Source organism: Pectobacterium parmentieri, from assembly GCF_001742145.1.
Taxonomy (GTDB): domain Bacteria; phylum Pseudomonadota; class Gammaproteobacteria; order Enterobacterales; family Enterobacteriaceae; genus Pectobacterium; species Pectobacterium parmentieri.
Window position 1 is genome coordinate 3,341,885 of record NZ_CP015749.1, and the last position, 20,310, is coordinate 3,362,194.

The following is a 20,310-nucleotide window of genomic DNA, read 5'->3' on the forward strand; positions in this document are numbered from 1 at the left end:
GGCAACGCGACCATAGCCGCGGGTAATAACACGCCAGCCATAGTTCAGCAGAGTTTTTTTCTTTCAAAAAACAGATCAATTAATCTCATGGCAATACCTTTGGTCAAAATGACTATTTATCCATTAACTCTTTTAGCTGCGGCGCACTCTTCTTTACCGCTTCATTCGAGGCCTTTACCCTCGCTTCTTTGCCGATCTGATCGGGGATAAATCCGGCGAGAATATCTTCGTGGTTGTACCCTTTCAGCCATTCGCGCGGGAATGGGGCTAGCTGCTCACCGGCACCTTCATGGCGATAAATCTGCCCTTGCCCTGTACGTTGGTTATACGGGATCACGTTTTTCCCCTGCCGATCGCCCAGCTCTTCATACAGTTTTTTGCGCAACGCAATTTTGGTATTGACGATCTTCTCATCGGTAGAATCGATCAGGTTATGTTTCTCTTCACGATCGTTCTTCATGTCGTACAGTTCTTCTTTATCCCACACACCGTAATATTGGATGTATTTGTATTCCGGCGTCCGTATCGCAAACGTGGTTGGCGTCTGCGGGAAGCTGTATTCCCAGAAGTATTCATAGACGAAGTAATCGCTACGCTTCGGCGTGTTATAACCATCCAGCCCCAGACGCCAGAAGCTCTGCCCATCATAATGCTTCGGTGCGGCAACACCTGCGGCTTCCAGGATCGTTGGGGCAACGTCAATGTTTCTGACAATGTCTTCCACGACTTTATCTTTGGCAAAGCCCGGTCCGGAGGCAATCAATGGCACGCGAATCGACTCTTCATAAGCGTTACGCTTATCAATCAGCCCATGTTCGCCGAACATAAAGCCGTTATCCCCCATCACCATGATAATCGTGTTCTTATCCAGCCCCTGTTTTTGCAACCAGTCACGCACGCGTCCCACGCTGTCATCCACCGAGCGCAGCGTTTCATAGTAGTCACGTTGATACTGTTGAAGATCCATATCCGTGTTATAGGGATAATCCACGCCATGCCAGCTATTACGTTGGTTCTTCACCCACATCGGTTTGCCGACATAGTTTTCCGGCGTATCGGCATAGGTATCCGGCAGCGGGAACGTTACCTCTTTCATGCTGCCACGATGGCGTTTGGCAGGTAGGAAATCAGAATGCACGCCCTTATGCGATAGGTACATCATGAATGGTTTTTTCTTATCGAGCGTGTTCAACCAATCTACGGCGTAGTCCGTCAGCTCATCGGTAATGTAGCCTTTTTGCGGCACCATCTTTCCATCAATATTGAGCATGGTCGGCTTGCCATAGTTATCAATCGGATAATAGCTACCTTGCCCCAGAAGCCCGACCCAGCGATCGAAGCCGGCGAAGCCTTTCGTGGCCGTTTTATCTGCGCCGCCGAAGTGCCATTTGCCAAAGAAGCCCGTTTGATAGCCTTTGTCACGCAGCAGTTCCGGGAAATAGTTTAGATGAGAGAGATCGGATGGGTTATTATCCGACACCCCATGATTATGCACGTACATCCCCGTCAGAATGCTGGCACGGCTGGGCGAGCACAGTGATGTAGTAACGAACGCATTCTTAAAATACGTTCCTTCTTTGGCGATGCTATCCATATTCGGCGTGTGAATTGCCGAATTCAGGAAACCGAACGCATCGTAACGCTGATCGTCCAGAATGATATAAACAACGTTTGGCTGCTTGTCCCCAGTTGGAGGCACAGCAACGGAAGGAGAAGCCACCGTTGCAGCATGTACTCCCGCCGTTTGCATACAGGCCAGCGTGATCGCAGCCAGCAGTCTGTTTCTTTTCATATCCGTTCCTTTTTTTATGCCACTCCTCTCCAGAGCACGTGGAGAATATTCGGCATCTGTTAATAAAATTCGGTCTTTATATTCCTTCTAATTTTCTTCATCGATTCCTGGCGCCCCAATTGCGAGAGCAAGGCATTCATGCGAGGTAAAACATGGAATAGATGTGTTTTAAATCCATCGCAGAAATAGTTTTTATTCGGCCGCCCATCGCTGGAAATTTCGAACCGATGCTTCGGGCAACCGCCATGACAAACCGCTTTCACTTCACAGTTCAGGCAATCTTTGCTGATGTTCTTCCGCTTATTTTCGCCAAAGGCGAGGTTTTGTGGCGAATTCACCAGCGACGCCAGATCGTCCTGATTAACATTACCGAGCTTATTTTCGGGATAAACAAAATGGTCGCAGGAATACACGTCTCCATTTGCTTCAACAATCAGGTTGCCGCCACAGGTTTCATTAATGACGCAGGCGCTAAGCTGCCCGGTCATTTTGGTCAACGTTTGCTCGAAGTTCATGACAAACACATTGCCCAGATCGTGCTGAACCCAATAATCAAAAATCGTATTCAGGAAACGGCCATAAGCTTTGGCGGGTACTGACCACTCCGTCACACTGCACTGACCCGAAAAATCCGGCTGAATCAGCACCAATCCGTTGTCGTCCGGTTGGGCGGCACGGCGCTCCACCAGCGGAATGAACTGCATATAGCGGCTGCCAATGCGCTTAAGAAACTGGTAAACATCCATCGGACGCTTCACGTTTTCCGCATTCACCACCGTCAGGGTATTAAACTCGACCTTGTGACGCTTCAGAGCTTCCAGTCCTTTCATCACGTCATCAAAGGTGCTTTTCCCCGCCCGCGTAAGGCGATGTGCATCATTGCTGATACGGTCACCGTCAATCGACAGTCCCACTAGAAACTGGTTTTCTTTCAAAAAACGCGCCCAATCATCGTCAATGTTGGTGCCATTGGTCTGAAAGAAGTTATTGATCTGCTTTGTGCCACGGTATTGGTTCTGCAACCGCACCGCTTCGCGGAAGAAATCGATGCCCAGCAGCGTCGGTTCACCGCCTTGCCACGGAAAATCAACGACAGGTGCCTGCTGGCTACTGATGTTCTTGCGTACATAGTTTTCCAGCGTATCGCCATCCATCTTCCAGCGGCTTTTTCGCTCGGGATAAAGGTGTTCCTTCTCAAGATAAAAACAATATGAGCAATCGATATTGCACACAGACCCTGAAGGCTTTGCCATCAACTGAAAATTGGCAATGGATTGACTCATTGGCACCTCGACTTAACTTATCGACAACACACTATTTCCTTCCCTGAGAGAGCAAGCAGATTCTCCCCCATTTTCACGGTTGAATAGGCAACGTACCGACCGGGCTTTCCTGCCAGCCATAGCGAATCGCTTTGAATTGCAGTTGCGATGCGCTCTTCAGCGGCGTGATGCTGCCCGTGTACAGTTCCCACTCTTTGCCATCCCAGCTATAGCCGATGGAGGCATCCTGCGTGCGGTTAGCCAGATAAATTTTGTTGCTGACCGCATCCCACTGCGCTACTGGCGTCAGCGTGGCGCGCTGCTTGCCCTGCTCATCCAGCAAATCGACCACCATCTGATCTTCCGCAATCAGATTCATGTCATTCGCACTGTTACGCCAGCGATCCATCTCCTCACGCATCCGTACCAGTACGGCACGTTGGGCAGGATCGGCTGCCAGATTATGCAACTGCAAAGGATCGCGTTGCAGATCGTAAAGCTCTTCCGCCGGACGATCGGCAAACCAGCTTTGCTGATCCGCACTTAACTGATGCTGATCATGCGCCGCATTCAAATCTTTCATTGACCCGAGCGCGTTGCGGAAAGCGATACCGATGCCCCCCGGCGTAGTCGCCAAATTGCGGACATACTGATAGTCGCGATCCCTGACAAAATAGGCGCGCATGTCATATTCATCCATCCGCCCGCGCACGCCGTAGACAAACTGACGCGGCGGCGCAAAATCCTGTGCCAGGCTGATGCCACGCATATAATCAGGCTGTTTGATGTCGGCAAATCCCAGAATGGTCGGTGCCAGATCCTCAAACGATACCAGCCGTTCATTCTGGCTCCCCTCCGTCGACCAGCCTGCCGGACGATATTTCTCTGGAATATGAACGATCAGCGGGACATGGGTGCCGGAATCGTAGCCCTCACGCTTATGACGCGGAATTCCATCACCGTTATCCGCGGTAAAAATAACGATAGTGTTATCCCACAGCCCGTCCTTTTTCAGCCCGTCCAACAGCTTACCAACCTGCATATCCATAATATGAATATTGTCATAATGCTGCGCCAGTTCCTGCCGGGTTTGCGGCGCATCCCGCAGATAAGGCTCCAGCTTCAGGCTTTGCGGATCCGTTGGCGTATAACGGTACTGTTGGCGGAAGGTATCCCACTGCTTAACAAAGCGCGATTGGCCCGCTGGGTGGTTTTGCGCCGTAAAGAGCGCCGATTCATGCGTAATCTGCGGATTGAAATTCATGAAGAACGGCTTGCCTTTCAGATCGTAATTACGCCAGGCCAGTTGAATATGCAGATCGTCCATGCTGCTATATTCCCCGTGGCGCGTCCACAAGGTGAAGGGGCCGACATCAGCATGGCCTTTGGTAAACTGGTAATCCGTCTTGGTGTCGTTATAGGTGAAGTAACCGCTGCGACGCAGCAGTTCGGGATAGCCTTTCACATAAGAAGGCGGCACGCCTAAATAACCACCAGCGGGTCGGGTCGCCGTGCGCATGTGCTGCAATCCGGTGGCATGTTGAAATACGCCGGTAATTAATCCCGCCCGTGATGGTGCGGATACCCCCGCCATCGTGAAAGCTTGCGTGAAAACAACGGACTCTTTTGCCAGCGCATCCAGATTAGGGGTTCGCGCCTGCGTATCACCGTATGCGCCCAGACGGGGATTCATGTCCTCCGCGACAATCAACACCACGTTCGGGCGTGGGCTGGCGATCTGGGCGGAAAAATCGGCACTCATTGCCTGACCAGACAGCGACAATGCAGCCAGCATGGCCGCCACCAGAGGGGTTTTCTTCATCATTTCTGCTTCCTCAGACGTCTTGATCCGGACGCCACTACTCGTTATATGGCGGCAATGCGCTATCATTCACAACGCACCCAGCCCTTTCATCACACCATCAATGAAATAGCCGCGCCTAAAAAACGCTATCACTTTTCTGAAGGTACAACCGTCACAATCGCACGTCGGTAAGACGTTAATGCTGGCGATCCGCTATCGGTTCCTTCCAGAATAATGTGGAACGGTGTCGGGACCTTAACGGCTGGGGCGATAAAGCTGGTTTTTCCCCCCTCAGGCTGCGATAGCGTAATACCAGGGCCAAAGTGGACGCCCATCGCCGTCGCTGTTGGCTCTTTATATTGCCACCAGCGATATGTCACCGCGTGACCATCGACATCACCTGAACCGTGCGCCGATAGCGTGACCGACTCACCCGCTTTTACCTGCCAGGAAACGATTTCCGTCCCCGGCTTACCATTCAGCACCAGATGCGGGTTATGATTCGTTTTCTTCACATCCCCCGTCAACGTCCAGTCCATACGCGCGGCGAAGTCGTTCTGATACGCATCACGCCACCGCCAGATAGTGGCAGGTGCGGTACGGTATTTCTTACCATCGATACCGACGACTTCATCTGACGTGCTGACACGCAAACCAAGTTCACTCCCTGGCGAAATCTCGCCATAACGCCCCCCCCAGTTGCCATATTCTGGATGCTCAGGATCGCCCAGGCCAGTACGAAGCAAATATAAGAATGATGGAGAATCGCCTTCCATGGAGTATTCCAAAGGAGGATAGACTGCGCCCAACGGGCCTTTGCGCCGGATGTTTTCTGCCAGCCAATCGTTATTCACCTTACTCATGTCCCCACCGACCGCGCGCGATGAAGACATGCCAATCCACGTAGAGAGAAAATACTCATTCCAGGCATGAATACTGGTGATATAACGCAATTGTGGGAAATTCCCTCGAATCCAGGCACCCGTATTATCTTGATCGGAAATAGCATAAACACGGATTTTACTAATGAACGCATCCACTTCCTGCGGTGTTCTCTCTGCTTTCACATCATGCAGAGCCTGAGCTAAATCCACCCCGCCGCCCCATAGGGTGATCCACAATGGGCGATCGTCGCGTTTATCAACGGCCTGAATAATCAATTTCGATGCATCGGTGGATTTCCCTTCACCAACATGCGCCATCCCGAAACCGGCCCGCCCACTGCGAACAACATCACGTAACGATTTAGCGGAAGGATAGCCTTGTGCATGCTTTTGCAGATTAGGCAGAACACGTTCATAAGCGTCAATACGTTCATGGATCATGGGAGTATTGACCTTGTCGCGCAGCCAGGTTGAGGTTGTTGCCACAATCCCTTCAACATCAAACTCATTGCTATACAGTAAAAACCGGACCAGCGATTGTGAGTCATCCGGCTCATTGCCGATGTCACTCAGAATCAAGATGCGTGTTTTCTCTGCACTAACGACGTTTTTCTGCTCAACGTTCTCTCCTGCCGTGGAAGCCGCCGCGGCAGTCGCGAATACCGGAACACAGGCCGTTGCTAAACAAACGCTTAGCGAAATCGATTTAATGCCTTTCGTCGATAAAAACATAATTATTCCTCATCAGAAAACGACTTCAGCCTGAACACCAAAACTGATTTGATAATCTTTCTCATCGTTAAAGCTGTGTTTATCAATCTCATTGTCCAGCGCTTTAAGATAACTGGTGTAGAAACGAATTTCTGGTCGAGATTTTAGAAGGCTAGTATCTACTTTGAGGATATGAGCCAGAGTCACCTTATAACCGGATTCATCATAGCTACTATTTTTAGTGGTATTTTTCTGCACAAAATAACCAAGCTCTATCGCGGTCTGGTTCGTTCTGTCCCAAATATAGGAAGGACGGATCACCGCACGCATGGTCTCAAAATCCGTGTGCGCACCGTTATTGATCGAGTAAAGATCATTACCACGGCCATATACCAGAGAGTGCGCCATGATGACATTATCACGCAGGTATATCTCACCTTGATTGATTAATCTCCAGCCAATGCCTTCACTATGAATACCGTAATAAGCACTCTTATAGTCAAAATCGGGATTCGGGCCAGAAATATTCATAAACTGGCTAGCAAAAGAATTATTAGCAACTTGCGCGGTTAATTCATTAAAGCCGCCTAGCACTGGGTGACGTAAAATAGCCTGACCTAACCAGGCAGATTTAACTTTATAGTCATTACCGGCAGATTGCGCCGCTTTTTGTTCATCAGTCTGGTTAGCAAAAGCATGTTTCACCCCTACTTCAAGAGACAAGTCTTTGCTCAATGGAATATCTTTATATCTAACTTCAGCAATATTCACATTAACTTGAGTGGTTTTATTACATGTTGCCGTTGTACAGGTCGTGCTGTAATTATCGATATCATTACGCGTCAATGCCATGCTTAATGATCCAACAGGCATTTTCCAATTTTCAATCCCCAGACCTGCACCAGAAAGTGTCCGACTACCTTTCCAATCCAGCATTTGGATTTCATATTGTGGCAGTGTGTGTTTACCGATCCAAAATGTCGCTTCTGGTGCAAAGGGTAGGAAGCCCTTCGTCTCAACAAATAATTTGCTGAGTTTTCCCATTCCACCGCCAGCCATGCCTTTCTCAAAGGATTCATCACTCTGAGATAATCCTAAATCGCCTTCAAACTGTACGTTAGCCCAAATTGATTTATTGCCTTCCTGCCAGGCACGTTTTTTAAATGATAGGTTATACCAACCATCATATTCATTACCTAATCGCCCCAGCGAACCTGCGGCCCAGGATTTAGGGCCACCATTAGTCGTTGATGCATAACCAGTACGGAAATAACCGGAATATTTAAATCCAGTGTCTTCCTGAACATATTTGCTAATTTTTTTCAGTGCCGATTCTGATAATACCGGATCGCTCTCCGCAGTTGCGGATTTGGCTTGTAATGCTACCGCTGGTTGCGCCACGCTTTCATGCCCCGCAACCGTATTTACAGAGGATAAACCAACTAATGAATTTTGTTTTTTTTCTTTATCTTCATAAGCTTGTAGCTTTTCCTGAGTCTGTTTTAATTGTGTTTCCAGTAATTCCATACGTTGTTCAAGCGTTAATTTTTGTGCCATCGCGTCCGGTGCCAAACCGTAACAAGATAACAACATTAACACAGCGGCTTTTTTTCTGAATGTCAGCCTTTTATTTCTCACTTTTTTATTATTTATCATGTTATTCCTCATTTTTCTTGACTGCTATCACAGAGTAAGTGTCACCGTGATATAACCCTGGCGTGGCGAAGTAGTCACTTTCTCACTATTATCCTTCAATTCGTCTGTAGGTTTTCCATCCCCTTCTGTTTATTAGGTCAAAAAAAAACCTATCCAGCCAGATGAAAAACATTCATCTGACAAGACAGGTTTCGCCTGAATTTAATCAGTTACGTCCTAATTAGAAATTAGTATAATTATTTAAAATCATTATTTCAATTTTTACAATTTAGAAACGTGAGCAACATCACCTGAAAGAATTCAACTCATTTAGGATTACGGTTAAGACGATTAATGTGAATCGTTAAAAACATGATTTCATCTGTCGTTAATTTATATTGATAATGTTTCTCGACATAATAAAAAACGCGCATTGCACAAGCATAAGCCACTTGCATTAACTCTTTGATACCGTCATAAATGCTATCGTCAGCATGGCTCACGGGTGTTCGATTGAATAAGCGTAATGAAAAGAACTTTAAATGCGTAATAAAACGCTGATAATCAATCGAATTTTCATCATAGTTAATATTAAGGTCATATTTTACAATCGTCAAAATATCCTTAATAAGCGTAGCACTTTGCATCGTGCTTTCCATATTGCTATTGTTTGCTGCATTCGCTAAATGGAAAGCAATAAAACCGGCTTCATCTTCAGGCAAACGCACTTGCAATTTCTCTTCAATAATATCAAGTGCTCTTAACCCGACTGAAAACTCCTTCGGATAGAAAAGCTTAACCTCCCAGAGTAGCTGGTTATTTATCTTTATCCCTTCATTATGGCGCTTTACCGAAAAATTAATGTGATCATTCAATGCCAAAAATAACGTATCCTGTAATTCGATACCCAGCACTTCCCGCGCAAGCATAATAATTTTCTCGGTAATACTCAGATAAACAGGCGGAATGTCAGCCAGTATTTCAGCAAAAAACGCATTCAGTCCATTACTGGTTTTGAGAAATCGACTGTCTATCTGATCTTCATTTACGCTGTCACCATCCTTTTTACCAAATCCAATGCCCCGCCCCAGCGCGACGCACTCTTCCCCCTTATCAGTCACTGCCAAGACCGCATTATTACTTAATATTCTTATTATTTTCATCACTACGCCCGTATGGTTGTACCGCCAAGCGAATGGTCAATCCGCCATTCGCGTATTACGCCAGCGCGATGATCGTGTCGCCAGCCTGCGGGTGACGAACAGAACTCAGGCCAAATACGCGATAGTTTTCCGGGTTTGTCACAATCACCGGCGTCGCTATGTCGTAACCTGCTTTCTTGATCGCTTCCAGATCGAATTCTAACAGCAGTTGGCCTTTCTTCACTTCATCACCTTCTTCAACACGCATTTGATAGTGCAGCCCTTCCAGTTGAACCGTATTGATACCCACATGGATCAGGATTTCTGCACCGTTTTGCGAGCGAATACCGACGGCGTGACCACTGGCAAACGTGCTGGCAATTACACCATCCACCGGTGAATAAATGCGGCCTTCATTCGGCACAATAGCAACACCTTGTCCAACAATACCAGAGGAGAACACCTTGTCATTGACTTCTTCCAACGGGATGAGTTCACCTTTTGCTGGCGAACCCAATTGCTCTGCCGCTGCGGGAACCTCTGCCAACGGTATTGTCGATAGCATCACATTCGCGGCCGAAGCCGAGGTTGCCGATGTACTGGATGTTGTTGTGGAAGTAGATGTTGTTGTGGAAGTGGATGTCGCCGTCGGCGCAGTGACTGGTGCTGGATCTTTCCCGGCTGACGGAGTTGGATCATCAAACCCGACCACAATAGTCAGCACAAAACTTGCCACGAAGGCAATGGCACAGCCGATGAGGAACCCAACGAAGCCTTCACCGTAGAAAATAGGCAGTGTCAGTAATCCAGGCATCCCCATGGAAATTGCCGAGCTTTTCGCATAACCGGCGACAGCGCCCCCCATTGCTGCGGCGATCACCGCACAGATAAACGGTTTTTTCAGCTTCAGCGTTACACCGTAGACACCCGGTTCGGTGATACCAAACAGCGACGCAATGAGCGAACTCCCCGCCAACGCTTTGAGCTTCTTATCTTTGGTTCGCACCATAACGCCTAATAACGCACCGGATTGAGCAAAGACGGACGGGCTAGATGCCGCTTTAAGGTAACTGTGCCCCATAACGGAAATATCGTTGATAAAGACGGTCACGAAACCCCAGTGAATACCGAAAATCACCAAGATTTGCCATGAAGCCGCAATCAACGCACCAGCAATGATCGGGTTAAAGCTATAGATGCTAACAAACAGTGAAGCGACGAGTTTACTAGCCGTGATACCGATTGGGCCAATGGTCATCAGTGTTAACGGCACCATCAGCGTCAATAGGAAGAACGGCGTTAAAATATTACGCACACTTTCGTGAATATGACGATTCAGGAAACGCTCGAGATAAGACATCAGCCATATGCTGAAAATAATCGGGAGCACCGAAGAGGTGTATTTCATCATCACGACCGGCAAGCCTAAGAATGTTACAGGCTGACCCGCCTCAAATAGCCCTTGTATTGAGGGATAAACCAGCGCGCCCGCAATCGATACTGCCACGAAAATATTGGTGTCAAATTTACGCGCGGAGGTAATAGCCAGCAGCATAGGTAAGAAGTAGAACAAGCTGTCAGAGGCCGCATGCAGTATCACATAAGTACTTTCTTTTGGACCTAACCACCCACAGGCAATAACAATCGCCAGTGCACCTTTCAGTACCCCCGCTGCCGCCATTGCCCCTAGCAGCGGGGTGAAAATACCCGCGACCAGATCAATCAGTCGTCCCATCATAGAAACTGATTTTTCATTTTCTACTGGCTTCTGTTTATTAGCACCATCGTCCAGTAAACCAGAGATGAAACCAAATGCGCGGTACACTTCCGGCACCCGATTCCCAATAACGACCTGCAACTGCCCTGAAGCGTTCAGAACCGTAATGACACCGTCCTCTGCCTCCAGCGCAGCCACATCCACTTTGCTGTGATCGACGATCTTAAAGCGCAAGCGTGTTGCACAATGAACCAGAGTGGAGACATTCGCCTCTCCCCCGACCAACCTCAAAATATTTTCAGCTAGCACTTTGCTATTCATAATGACTTCCCGTTTCGTCAATGGCTGCAATTGCCCAATACACATCATCCCGCTTGTTATCCACTGGCCAGCCGGAAAACACGCAAAAAAAAACCTGGATAAAGCCGCGTGCTATATACGCGGCTTTATCCAGGTCTCGCCCAGAAAATTCTGGTGACGTCCTTTCCTGTGTTCTAACAAGTTAGCGCAGAAAAAGCTACCTCTACGTTTTATTCTGTGAAAACAGTCACTAAATTTTTGCCAATCAGACGAAGGGGCCTAACCCACGACGCCGTAAAAAATGGGCGTTCTTCATCACAGCCCTTCAGTCGAGCGCACGCAGACGCGATTACGTCCCTGCGTCTTCGCTTTATAGAGCTGTTCGTCCGCCAGCCCGATCAGATCGTAAATGTTGCCGCCTTCATACTGGGAAAAAATGGCAACCCCAATACTGATCGTAAAATGAATTTCCCGACCATCGTGCAGCGTAAGCGGAGTCGACTCCGTCAGACGCCGCAGCGCTTCGGCAACGGCTTCGGATTGCTCAACCGTCAGGCCATAAGCCGCAATGATGAACTCTTCTCCGCCCCAGCGGCACAGAATGTCGCTCGGCCGAATATTGGCGCTCAGCATACGGGCAAAATTGACGATCAATTCATCACCGCAGGCATGGCCGTAGGTATCATTGACCTGCTTAAAATAATCGATATCCAGAAATAGCAGCGTTAATTGGCGCTTTTTCTTATGCGCCGGCACGTTCTGTTTCCCATTCAGCATGCTGAGGAAAGCCCGACGATTAAAGGTATTGGTGAGCGCATCCTTCAGGCTGTTGCTTTCGATGATTTTAATCAATCGCCGGTTCATCGAGACAAAATGAGAGACGCTTAACATCGCCATAATTAACATCGCGATGTTAAGCCGTGCCGTGGTAAGAAACGAATTAATGTACGCTTCTGAATTTGAATTGATGAGTATACCGACTTGATTAATATAGAGATAATTTAGTATTACGCCCGTAATTGCACAGAGCAACGACATAACCGGGAAAGAGTAATTAAACGCACACAGCGTGAGCGGAATAACGGACAGCGTAATCAGGCTAGCATCCAGAAAAAATAGGCTAACGAGTAAGAAAATAATAAAGACCTGAAAGGGAAAAATATTTTCTCTGATGTGCTTAGGACAAAGCGGAATATTCCGTAACGCCCGCAGGATATCTTTACCCCGCAGAAAAAAGAACGCGAGGATAATGCCGGTTCCCAGTTGCTCACTGAACCAGTCCATAAACTCGTCATAGCGGTTCCCCGTATCGTAGACGTAGGCATAAAACCCATATGCCACCCCGGATGAGAAAGCGCCTAAAAACGTCGAGGCGAAAATAATATAGACGTAATATTTGCTGAATTTTTCAAATGTCGACCACTTTCCGGTAAACCGACACATCAGGCAAAAAGCGCACCAGGCAGTCACCACAAAGACCATATTACACAAGCACAATAGCACCTTGGTTTTTAACGGTGAATTATTGTCCATCAGTAGTGCAGCTAACAGCATCGCCGCATAACTCACCAAAAAAACCATGCAGATAGAGAGTGTCTTCTCTTTTATCGTCCCTTTTCTGTCCCTGAAACTCACCATGAGACAAAAAACCAGAATATTGGCGGGCCAAAATAGCGATAGCTCATCCAGCACGCGAAACCGGAATCCCATACAGCTCACAATGAGGGTGGTTACAAATAAAAACAGCATGAATTTTTTAGTCTTCAACACCCAATCGTTATTCATCTGCCCTTTACCGCCCGCTACCCGATAGATCCACTCATTTCATCTACGTGAGAATAACATTAATCATTTCTCTACTCAGCACGATGCTTAAGGGAAAAAATAAAAAAACCACCGAACTGATGCACTGCTTGTTGGCAGCCCATCAGTCCGGTGGTCTTGGCTTATTTATTTCAGGCCTGGCGCGGACTCATGAATAATGTATTATTCCGCAGGCGTTAGCTTGCCATCCGGTTTTTGCGGTTGGGTCAGGCGCTTTTCAAAGCTGTCGTTGTACTGCTTCTTCTGTTCTGGCGTCAGAACGTTGTAAATTTTGTTTTTGGTTTCCAGCCCATTAAGCATTCTGGCCTTGTGTGCAGCGTCAGCTTTATCCAATTGCGCCTGCGCTTTTGCGGCATCAAAAGTGTCTGATGCGACCAGGCTATGCATATCACGACGATCGTCCTGCATGGCTTTGTGCATTTTCTCGCGTGAATCTTTCATGATGTCTTTAATTTGCTGCTTCTGCGCTTCCGTCAAATTCAGCTCCTTAAACATCGCATCCGGCCCCATCATGCCACGGTGTTCCCGGCCCTCTTTCATCATCATCTTGTGTTCTGATGCAGGCCCTTTCGGTGCGTCATTAGCATGCGCGAGGCCTGCCGCGCCCAATGCCAAAGAAGAAGCAACCAGCATTGCAGTGAGTTTACGCATATTCTATTCCTCTCTCTGAATTAACTTATCGACGGCGAGTGCCGTGCTACAAGAGAAAGTATAGGCTCGACACCTTCAGTTAATTAGAACAAGGGTAAATCTCTGCAAGTGTCAGCTCCACATTTGCGGCAATTATGGAGAATGAGGAGGAATTGTGTAAGAAAGCGGAAAAGCACCAGCCGTGCGATTACCGAAGTGAGCGTCTAAAGGCAGTGGCTTCTTGTGCCAACACATCAAGATGGGTATGAATGACTTTCATTTTTTGAATCAGCGGATTTCGCTCCGGCGAGCTATCCATCGCGCTCAACTGCGCAGAGAGCCGTTCAATCTGCGTGCAAAGATAAGCGTCACGCTCTTTGGCCTGAAGCAACTGCTGCTGAAGGGACTGATGCTCCTGCCGCCACGCCTGCTGCTGACGCTGAACGCTTTGTTCCAACGCCCGAAGCGCGCTATCCAGCCGATATTCCAACTCTTCCACCCGCATAACGATACCTTTGCCCAATAAACCCGCGGATTATAATGTCACACGCCCCCGACAACAAACACTCCGGCACACGATCCCTTATCTACTCTCGTTTATCCCTACGATTAGCAATGACTTCACTCACAATAAACAAACATAAATTTCACAACTCACTCAATTACCGCTAAATTGAACGCAATGACTCATCAGACCAGTTAACTTCACCGGAGAGTGCAATGACTGCCTACCCCATGCTGCTTGCTCCACTCGATCTTGGCTTCACCACGCTAAAGAACCGCGTAGTCATGGGTTCCATGCATACCGGTTTGGAAGAACACCCGGAAGGCGCAGAAAGGCTGGCAGCATTTTACCGTGAGCGGGCGCGGGGCGGCGTGGGTTTGATTGTTACAGGCGGTATCGCGCCAAACGCCAAGGGAGCCGTCGCCAAAGGCGGCGCGACCCTACACGACGAGGTACAGGTGGCGCATCATCAGGTACTCACGCAGGCGGTACACGACGCGGGCGGAAAAATTGCGCTGCAAATTCTCCACGCCGGACGCTACAGCTATCAGCCCGATCCGGTCGCGCCGTCCGCCATTCAGGCACCGATTAACCGCTTTGCGCCACGGGCAATGAGCACGCAGGATATTATGCAAACCATCGACGACTTTGCTCATTGCGCCGTGCTGGCACAGCGGGCAGGTTACGATGGCGTGGAAATCATGGGCTCGGAAGGCTATCTGATTAATCAGTTTCTGGTGACGCACACCAATCATCGCGACGATGAATGGGGCGGTGATTTTCAGCACCGTTGCCGTTTTGCACTTGAGATTGTCCGTGCCGTGCGAGAGCGCACCGGGCCTGACTTCATCCTGATTTACCGCTTGTCCATGCTCGACTTGATAGAAGAAGGCTCAAGCTGGCAGGAAATTGTACAACTGGCGCAGGCCATTGAGCAGGCGGGGGCCACGCTCATCAACACCGGTATTGGCTGGCATGAAGCGCGCATTCCAACTATCGCCACGCTGGTGCCACGCGGCGCATTCGGCTGGGTGACGAAGAAGCTGATGGGGAAAGTCCGCATCCCACTAATTACCACCAACCGCATCAACGATCCCGGCGTGGCGGAACAGTTGCTGGCCGAGGGCTGTGCCGACATGATATCGATGGCTCGTCCTTTTCTCGCCGATGCTGAATTAGTGGCAAAAGCGCAGTCGGGGCGTGCCGATGAAATCAATACCTGTATCGGCTGCAATCAGGCCTGCCTCGATCAGATTTTTGCTGGGAAGGTCACTTCTTGTCTGGTCAACCCACGCGCCTGTCACGAAACCGAGCTGCCCATCCAGCTTGCACGTGTCAGTAAACGCTTTGCGGTGGTGGGCGCAGGTCCAGCAGGCATGGCTTTTGCCGTCAACGCCGCCGCACGCGGCCATCACGTCACGCTGTTTGAATCGTCTTCCTATATCGGCGGGCAGTTCAATATTGCCAAACAGATCCCCGGTAAAACGGAATTTTATGAAACGCTGCGCTACTACCGTCGCCAGCTAGAATTGCTTGGCGTCACGCTTCGCCTGAGCACGCAGGCAACGCCCACCGATTTACTCGGTTTTGATGATGTGATTCTGGCCTCTGGCATTGTGCCACGTATCCCCGCGATTGCAGGCATCGATCACCCAAGCGTGCTAAGCTATCTGGACGTACTGCGTGATAAAAAGCCGGTCGGCAAACGCGTGGCGATCGTCGGCGCAGGTGGCATCGGTTTTGATACTGCGCACTATCTTTTGACTGAAAAGCACCTTATTGGCAGCAACCATCATCACCTTAGCCCCTCTTCTTCTCAGTCTGAACGCAATGATTTTTATGCGGAATGGGGCATCGATAAACAGCTACAGCACCGGGGCGGCCTGCTGCCCCATCAATCTGGCGAGCTTCCCCACCAGCGGGACATTACCTTATTACAGCGGAAGGCGGGCAAACCCGGCGAAAATCTGGGTAAAACGACAGGCTGGATACACCGCACCACGCTGCTGCGCCACGGCGTAACAATGCTGAGCGGCGTGGAATATCACCATATTGATGATGAAGGGCTGCATATTATCCACGACCAGCAAATACGCTGTCTGCCCGTAGATAACATCATTATTTGTGCCGGTCAGGAGCCTAACCGCAAACTGTATGACCCCTTACTGGCTGCCGGGTGTCATGTTCATCTGATTGGCGGTGCCGATGTGGCGCAGGAATTAGACGCTCGCCGGGCAATCGATCAGGCTACCCGGCTGGCGTTAACGTTGTAGCTTAGACAGGCTCAGTTTAGCGGGACGAATTCGTTTTAACCGCGCGCAGCACAGCGAACTTGGTGTTGCTGGCAATGGTTTCACAGTTGCCGAACAGACGCTTCAGCTTGTGGAAGTAATCCAGATGGCGATTACCCACAATGCGTAGCTCTCCACCAACCTGAAGGCAGCGGCGGGCATCCATAAACATCTGCCAGGCGATTTCATCCGTCACCGCCTGCTGCTGGTGGAATGGCGGATTACACAACACCGCCTGCAACGTATCACGCTTAACGCGAACCAATCCGTTGTTCACCACAAAGCTACAGCGCTCGATATCCTGCGGGCAGTTAACCTCAACGTTCATTTGGCTTGAGGCCACCGCCATGTAGGATTCATCAAAGAAACCGACGGTGGCCTCCGGGTTGGCTTTCAGCGCAGCCAGCCCAATGACACCATTGCCACAGCCGAGATCGACGATCTTGCCGTCTATCTGTTCCGGCAAATGCTGCATAAAGAAACGTGCGCCGATATCCAACCCATTACGCGAATACACGTTAGCGTGGTTTTGAATACGATAGCCGTAACCATCCAGCTCCCACTCAGTAGTAAGTGACTGCTCACTGACTTTTAGCTCTGCCCACTCACAGTGAACCAGACGCGCCTTTTTCCAGGCCAGCGAGGTTTTTGTCGGCCCCATCACGCGCTCAAACAATTGCAGCGTAGAGGTATGAATATCGCGTGCCTTCGCCCCGGCAATAATGCGCGTTTGCGGCGTGACGACCTGACGCAACATTCTCAACTGCTGTTCCAGCAGTGCGATCGTTTTAGGTATCCTCATCACCACCAGCGCAGGGGCATCGGGTAGCTCCGCCATGCTATCCAACAGCGTTACCGCATCGGCATCATAACCGTTCAGTTCCAGATTATGTCGCGTCGCCAGTTGGCTGAGATAAGAGTCGCTGATACTGACAGGCGATTGCGCCTGCAAACCGCAGGCCAGCGCACCAAACGTATCATTGAAAATCAGGCGCGGACCCGGCGCGATTTCCATGCTGGCCAGCTCACGCAGCAGATATTCATCTGCGGCATCCCACGCCTGTAGCGCCGAGTTTTCAGCGACCTGAGGGTAACGCACCAACGTCAGGTTGCACGTTTCCAATTCGAGTTGGCTCATTAGCCTCTCCTGCATCATAAAATTTGCGCTGTTTATCCCTTAAAATAGCCCGTCAGTAAATGCTTTTCTCTGCCAGAAAGGGAAATGATTGACGTTGCCTTGTCATTTCACCGTGATAATCTGCCTATTCATCACCGATGCCCTCAGGATACCAAACACTTATGATTCGCTTCGCTATTGTAGGAACCAGTTGGATCACCCGTCAGTTTGTTGATGCCGCCCATGAAACCGGCCAGTTGAAGCTCGCCGCTATCTATTCCCGAACGGCAGAAAAAGCGCAGCCGTTTCAAACCGATTACATGGTGGATACGCTCTTTGATTCATTGGAAGCGATGGCGAAATCCGACCTTATCGACGCTGTGTATCTGGCTAGCCCGAACTCACTGCACTGCGAACAGGCTCTGCTTTTCCTGAGCCATGGTAAACACGTCATCTGCGAAAAACCGCTGGCTTCCAACCGCTATGAAGTCGAACAAATGATCGCCTGTGCCAGAGAAAATCAGGTTGTGCTCTTTGAAGCGTTCAAAACGGCCAGCCTCCCCAATTTTAGCGTGATACAGCAGTCACTGCCGAAAGTTGGCAGATTGCGTAAAGTGGTGCTGAATTACTGCCAATATTCTTCACGCTACCCACGCTATCTGGCAGGCGAAAACCCGAATACGTTCAATCCGGCGTTTTCCAACGGTTCCATCATGGATATCGGCTACTACTGTTTGGCCTTCGCCGTAGCGCTGTGGGGAGAGCCGTGCACCACGCAGGCCAGCGCGACACTGCTGGAAAGCGGTGTGGATGCACATGGCAGCATCATCCTGAATTACGGCGATTTCGATGTCGCCATCATTCATTCCAAAGTCAGCCACTCCGCCATTCCCAGTGAAATTCAGGGGGAAGACGGATCGCTGGTGATTGAAAAAGTCTCCGAATGCCATAACGTGAAATTCATACCGCGTGAAGGTAAGCAGTTGGATCTCAGCCAGCCACAGCATATCAATAGCATGCTGTACGAAGCGGAAGTCTTTGCCGCATTGGTGAACGACAACGATATTAACCATGCTGAACTGGCGCGCTCACGCACTGTCGCGGGGCTGCTGACAGAAATACGCCGACAAACGGGTGTCGTGTTTCCAGCCGATGCCGCTACGCCGGGGAATGCAGAGTAAGGTGGTGCTAATTATTTGACCAGGATCCTCTTTTCACCTATCTTCTGTCAGGCAAAGGGGAGTAACTTTTCCGCCAGCTAATCGTCATTACGATGCTTATATACCCAATAGATTTCACGTTGCAGGAAGGCGGCAAACGAGCGAGTCCCGATGAGCTTACATAAGTAAGTGATTCGGGTGAGTAAGAGCAGCCAACACACCTGCTGTGTGAAAGATGAAGGGTTATCGCATCCGGTTACTGGGCAACCTTGATGAAACAGCTTCATTAACGTTGTAAGTGAGACCTTGCCGGAAGGCGAGGTGCATTTGCAGCTTTAATCATGAGCGGCCAGCGTCCTTCCGATGTTGGCCGTTTTTGTTTCTATTTAAGGATCTTGCTATGCACACCATCGGCACTCCGTGGTTATGGGGCAGCTTCGCTGCCATCGTTATTGTGATGCTGGCCATCGACCTGCTCTACCAAGGGCGCAAAGGGTCGACGGTCATGACGTTCAAACAGGCTGCCGTCTGGTCTGTCATCTGGGTCACGCTCTCTCTGCTGTTCAACGCGGGTTTTTGGTGGTATCTGGACGGTACGTTGGGTCGCGATGTTGCTAACGCTCAGTCACTGGCATTCCTGACCGGCTATCTGATCGAAAAGGCCCTCGCCGTTGATAACGTCTTCGTCTGGTTGATGCTCTTCGGCTACTTCGCGGTTCCTGCGCAATATCAACGTCGCGTGCTGATTTACGGCGTGTTGGGTGCCATCGTTCTCAGGACGCTGATGGTGTTTGGCGGCAGTTGGTTGGTCACGCAGTTCCAGTGGCTGCTCTATGTGTTTGGCGCATTCCTGCTGTTCACCGGCATTAAAATGGCGCTGGCTAAAGACGGGGATGGGGCGATCGGTGACAAGCCGCTGGTGCGCTGGCTGCGTAGCCATCTGCGTATGACAGACAGCATCGAGAATGAACGGTTCTTCGTGCGCCGTAACGGCCTGCTGTATGCCACGCCGCTGTTTCTGGTGCTGATTATGGTTGAAATCAGCGATGTGATTTTTGCCGTCGACAGCATCCCAGCAATTTTCGCCGTCACGACCGATCCCTTTATCGTACTGACGTCTAATCTGTTTGCCATTTTGGGTTTGCGTGCCATGTACTTCCTACTGGCTGGTGTGGCTGAACGTTTCTCACTGCTGAAATATGGTCTGGCCGTCATCCTGATTTTCATCGGTATCAAGATGCTGCTCATCGACATCTTCCATATTCCGGTAGCCATTTCTCTGGGCGTCGTCGCCAGCATCCTGGTTATTACTATGCTGATCAACATCTGGGTGAACAAACGCGCTGAGCGTTAATCCTTTTTCAACGTTGCGCAGCAACGGCCCGAAGGGTGATGGACAAGGACGTCCGTCATAAAAAAACGTTGGGAGCGTTTTTCAACGTTGCGTAGCAACGGCCCGAAGGGTGATGGACAAGGATGTCCATCATAAAAAACCACATCAGCGCTTTTCTCAAAAGCAAATTTTCATATACTGAT

At 49.6% G+C, this 20,310-nt stretch carries 14 protein-coding genes; 3 read left to right on the plus strand and 11 right to left on the minus strand.

Annotated features, from left to right (window positions below; genetic code table 11):
- Positions 1-112: 112 nt before the first annotated feature.
- The 10 genes from A8F97_RS15150 to A8F97_RS15195 all read right to left on the minus strand — a co-directional run bounded on the left by A8F97_RS15150 (position 113) and on the right by A8F97_RS15195 (position 14,206).
- The gene (locus A8F97_RS15150) at positions 113-1,792 is read right to left on the minus strand and encodes a sulfatase family protein (RefSeq protein ID WP_012822509.1); all 1,680 of its coding nucleotides are present in this window, start codon (positions 1,790-1,792) and stop codon (positions 113-115) included.
- Between the two features lie 59 nt (positions 1,793-1,851).
- Entirely contained in the window at positions 1,852-3,075 is a 1,224-nt protein-coding gene (locus A8F97_RS15155; protein WP_014698721.1) for an anaerobic sulfatase maturase, read from the minus strand.
- 73 nt (positions 3,076-3,148) lie between these two features.
- A complete protein-coding gene (locus A8F97_RS15160) occupies positions 3,149-4,879 on the minus strand; it encodes a sulfatase family protein (protein WP_033070884.1) in 1,731 nt (576 codons plus the stop codon).
- A gap of 128 nt (positions 4,880-5,007) precedes the next feature.
- Entirely contained in the window at positions 5,008-6,474 is a 1,467-nt protein-coding gene (locus A8F97_RS15165) for a DUF1593 domain-containing protein (protein WP_012822506.1), read from the minus strand.
- Positions 6,475-6,486: 12 nt separating this feature from the next.
- A complete protein-coding gene (locus A8F97_RS15170) occupies positions 6,487-8,109 on the minus strand; it encodes a carbohydrate porin (RefSeq protein WP_050512608.1) in 1,623 nt (540 codons plus the stop codon).
- Positions 8,110-8,414: 305 nt separating this feature from the next.
- Complete coding sequence (gene licT / locus A8F97_RS15175; protein ID WP_012822504.1) at positions 8,415-9,251, minus strand: BglG family transcription antiterminator LicT; 837 nt, start codon at positions 9,249-9,251, stop codon at positions 8,415-8,417.
- Positions 9,252-9,306: 55 nt separating this feature from the next.
- On the minus strand, positions 9,307-11,268 hold the full coding sequence (locus A8F97_RS15180; RefSeq protein WP_033071938.1) for a beta-glucoside-specific PTS transporter subunit IIABC: 1,962 nt from the start codon (positions 11,266-11,268) through the stop codon (positions 9,307-9,309).
- 294 nt (positions 11,269-11,562) lie between these two features.
- On the minus strand, positions 11,563-13,032 hold the full coding sequence (locus tag A8F97_RS15185) for a GGDEF domain-containing protein (RefSeq protein WP_033070883.1): 1,470 nt from the start codon (positions 13,030-13,032) through the stop codon (positions 11,563-11,565).
- A 201-nt stretch (positions 13,033-13,233) separates the two neighbouring features.
- Positions 13,234-13,722 (minus strand): ATP-independent periplasmic protein-refolding chaperone Spy, encoded by a 489-nt coding sequence (spy, locus tag A8F97_RS15190; protein WP_012822501.1) that lies wholly within the window; start codon positions 13,720-13,722, stop codon positions 13,234-13,236.
- 187 nt (positions 13,723-13,909) lie between these two features.
- Positions 13,910-14,206: a hypothetical protein gene (locus tag A8F97_RS15195; RefSeq protein ID WP_012822500.1), complete on the minus strand. Its 297-nt coding sequence runs from the start codon at positions 14,204-14,206 to the stop codon at positions 13,910-13,912.
- Positions 14,207-14,421: 215 nt separating this feature from the next.
- Between A8F97_RS15195 and A8F97_RS15200 the strand changes: the two genes are divergently transcribed.
- Entirely contained in the window at positions 14,422-16,479 is a 2,058-nt protein-coding gene (locus tag A8F97_RS15200) for an NADPH-dependent 2,4-dienoyl-CoA reductase (RefSeq protein ID WP_033070882.1), read from the plus strand.
- 16 nt (positions 16,480-16,495) lie between these two features.
- On the opposite strand, the gene rlmG is transcribed toward A8F97_RS15200, so the two are convergent.
- Positions 16,496-17,635: a 23S rRNA (guanine(1835)-N(2))-methyltransferase RlmG gene (gene rlmG / locus A8F97_RS15205; protein ID WP_033070881.1), complete on the minus strand. Its 1,140-nt coding sequence runs from the start codon at positions 17,633-17,635 to the stop codon at positions 16,496-16,498.
- 161 nt (positions 17,636-17,796) lie between these two features.
- On the opposite strand from rlmG, the gene A8F97_RS15210 reads away from it, so the two are divergent.
- Positions 17,797-18,795 carry a Gfo/Idh/MocA family protein gene (locus A8F97_RS15210; RefSeq protein WP_033070880.1) on the plus strand — a complete coding sequence of 333 codons (999 nt, stop codon included), beginning with the start codon at positions 17,797-17,799 and terminating at the stop codon, positions 18,793-18,795.
- A 379-nt stretch (positions 18,796-19,174) separates the two neighbouring features.
- A complete protein-coding gene (locus tag A8F97_RS15215; protein WP_014698710.1) occupies positions 19,175-20,128 on the plus strand; it encodes a TerC family protein in 954 nt (317 codons plus the stop codon).
- Positions 20,129-20,310: the final 182 nt, after the last annotated feature.

What these genes read in the sequence shown, in the direction of transcription:
- rlmG (WP_033070881.1), bottom strand. Translation starts at nt 17,635, where the DNA reads ATGAGCCAACTCGAATTGGAAACGTGCAACCTGACGTTGGTGCGTTAC.
- A8F97_RS15200 (WP_033070882.1), top strand. Translation starts at nt 14,422, where the DNA reads ATGACTGCCTACCCCATGCTGCTTGCTCCACTCGATCTTGGCTTCACC.
- A8F97_RS15185 (WP_033070883.1), bottom strand. Translation starts at nt 13,032, where the DNA reads ATGAATAACGATTGGGTGTTGAAGACTAAAAAATTCATGCTGTTTTTA.
- A8F97_RS15170 (WP_050512608.1), bottom strand. Translation starts at nt 8,109, where the DNA reads ATGATAAATAATAAAAAAGTGAGAAATAAAAGGCTGACATTCAGAAAA.
- A8F97_RS15150 (WP_012822509.1), bottom strand. Translation starts at nt 1,792, where the DNA reads ATGAAAAGAAACAGACTGCTGGCTGCGATCACGCTGGCCTGTATGCAA.
- A8F97_RS15215 (WP_014698710.1), top strand. Translation starts at nt 19,175, where the DNA reads ATGCACACCATCGGCACTCCGTGGTTATGGGGCAGCTTCGCTGCCATC.
- licT (WP_012822504.1), bottom strand. Translation starts at nt 9,251, where the DNA reads ATGAAAATAATAAGAATATTAAGTAATAATGCGGTCTTGGCAGTGACT.
- A8F97_RS15155 (WP_014698721.1), bottom strand. Translation starts at nt 3,075, where the DNA reads ATGAGTCAATCCATTGCCAATTTTCAGTTGATGGCAAAGCCTTCAGGG.
- A8F97_RS15160 (WP_033070884.1), bottom strand. Translation starts at nt 4,879, where the DNA reads ATGATGAAGAAAACCCCTCTGGTGGCGGCCATGCTGGCTGCATTGTCG.
- A8F97_RS15180 (WP_033071938.1), bottom strand. Translation starts at nt 11,268, where the DNA reads ATGAATAGCAAAGTGCTAGCTGAAAATATTTTGAGGTTGGTCGGGGGA.
- A8F97_RS15195 (WP_012822500.1), bottom strand. Translation starts at nt 14,206, where the DNA reads ATGCGGGTGGAAGAGTTGGAATATCGGCTGGATAGCGCGCTTCGGGCG.
- spy (WP_012822501.1), bottom strand. Translation starts at nt 13,722, where the DNA reads ATGCGTAAACTCACTGCAATGCTGGTTGCTTCTTCTTTGGCATTGGGC.
- A8F97_RS15165 (WP_012822506.1), bottom strand. Translation starts at nt 6,474, where the DNA reads ATGTTTTTATCGACGAAAGGCATTAAATCGATTTCGCTAAGCGTTTGT.
- A8F97_RS15210 (WP_033070880.1), top strand. Translation starts at nt 17,797, where the DNA reads ATGATTCGCTTCGCTATTGTAGGAACCAGTTGGATCACCCGTCAGTTT.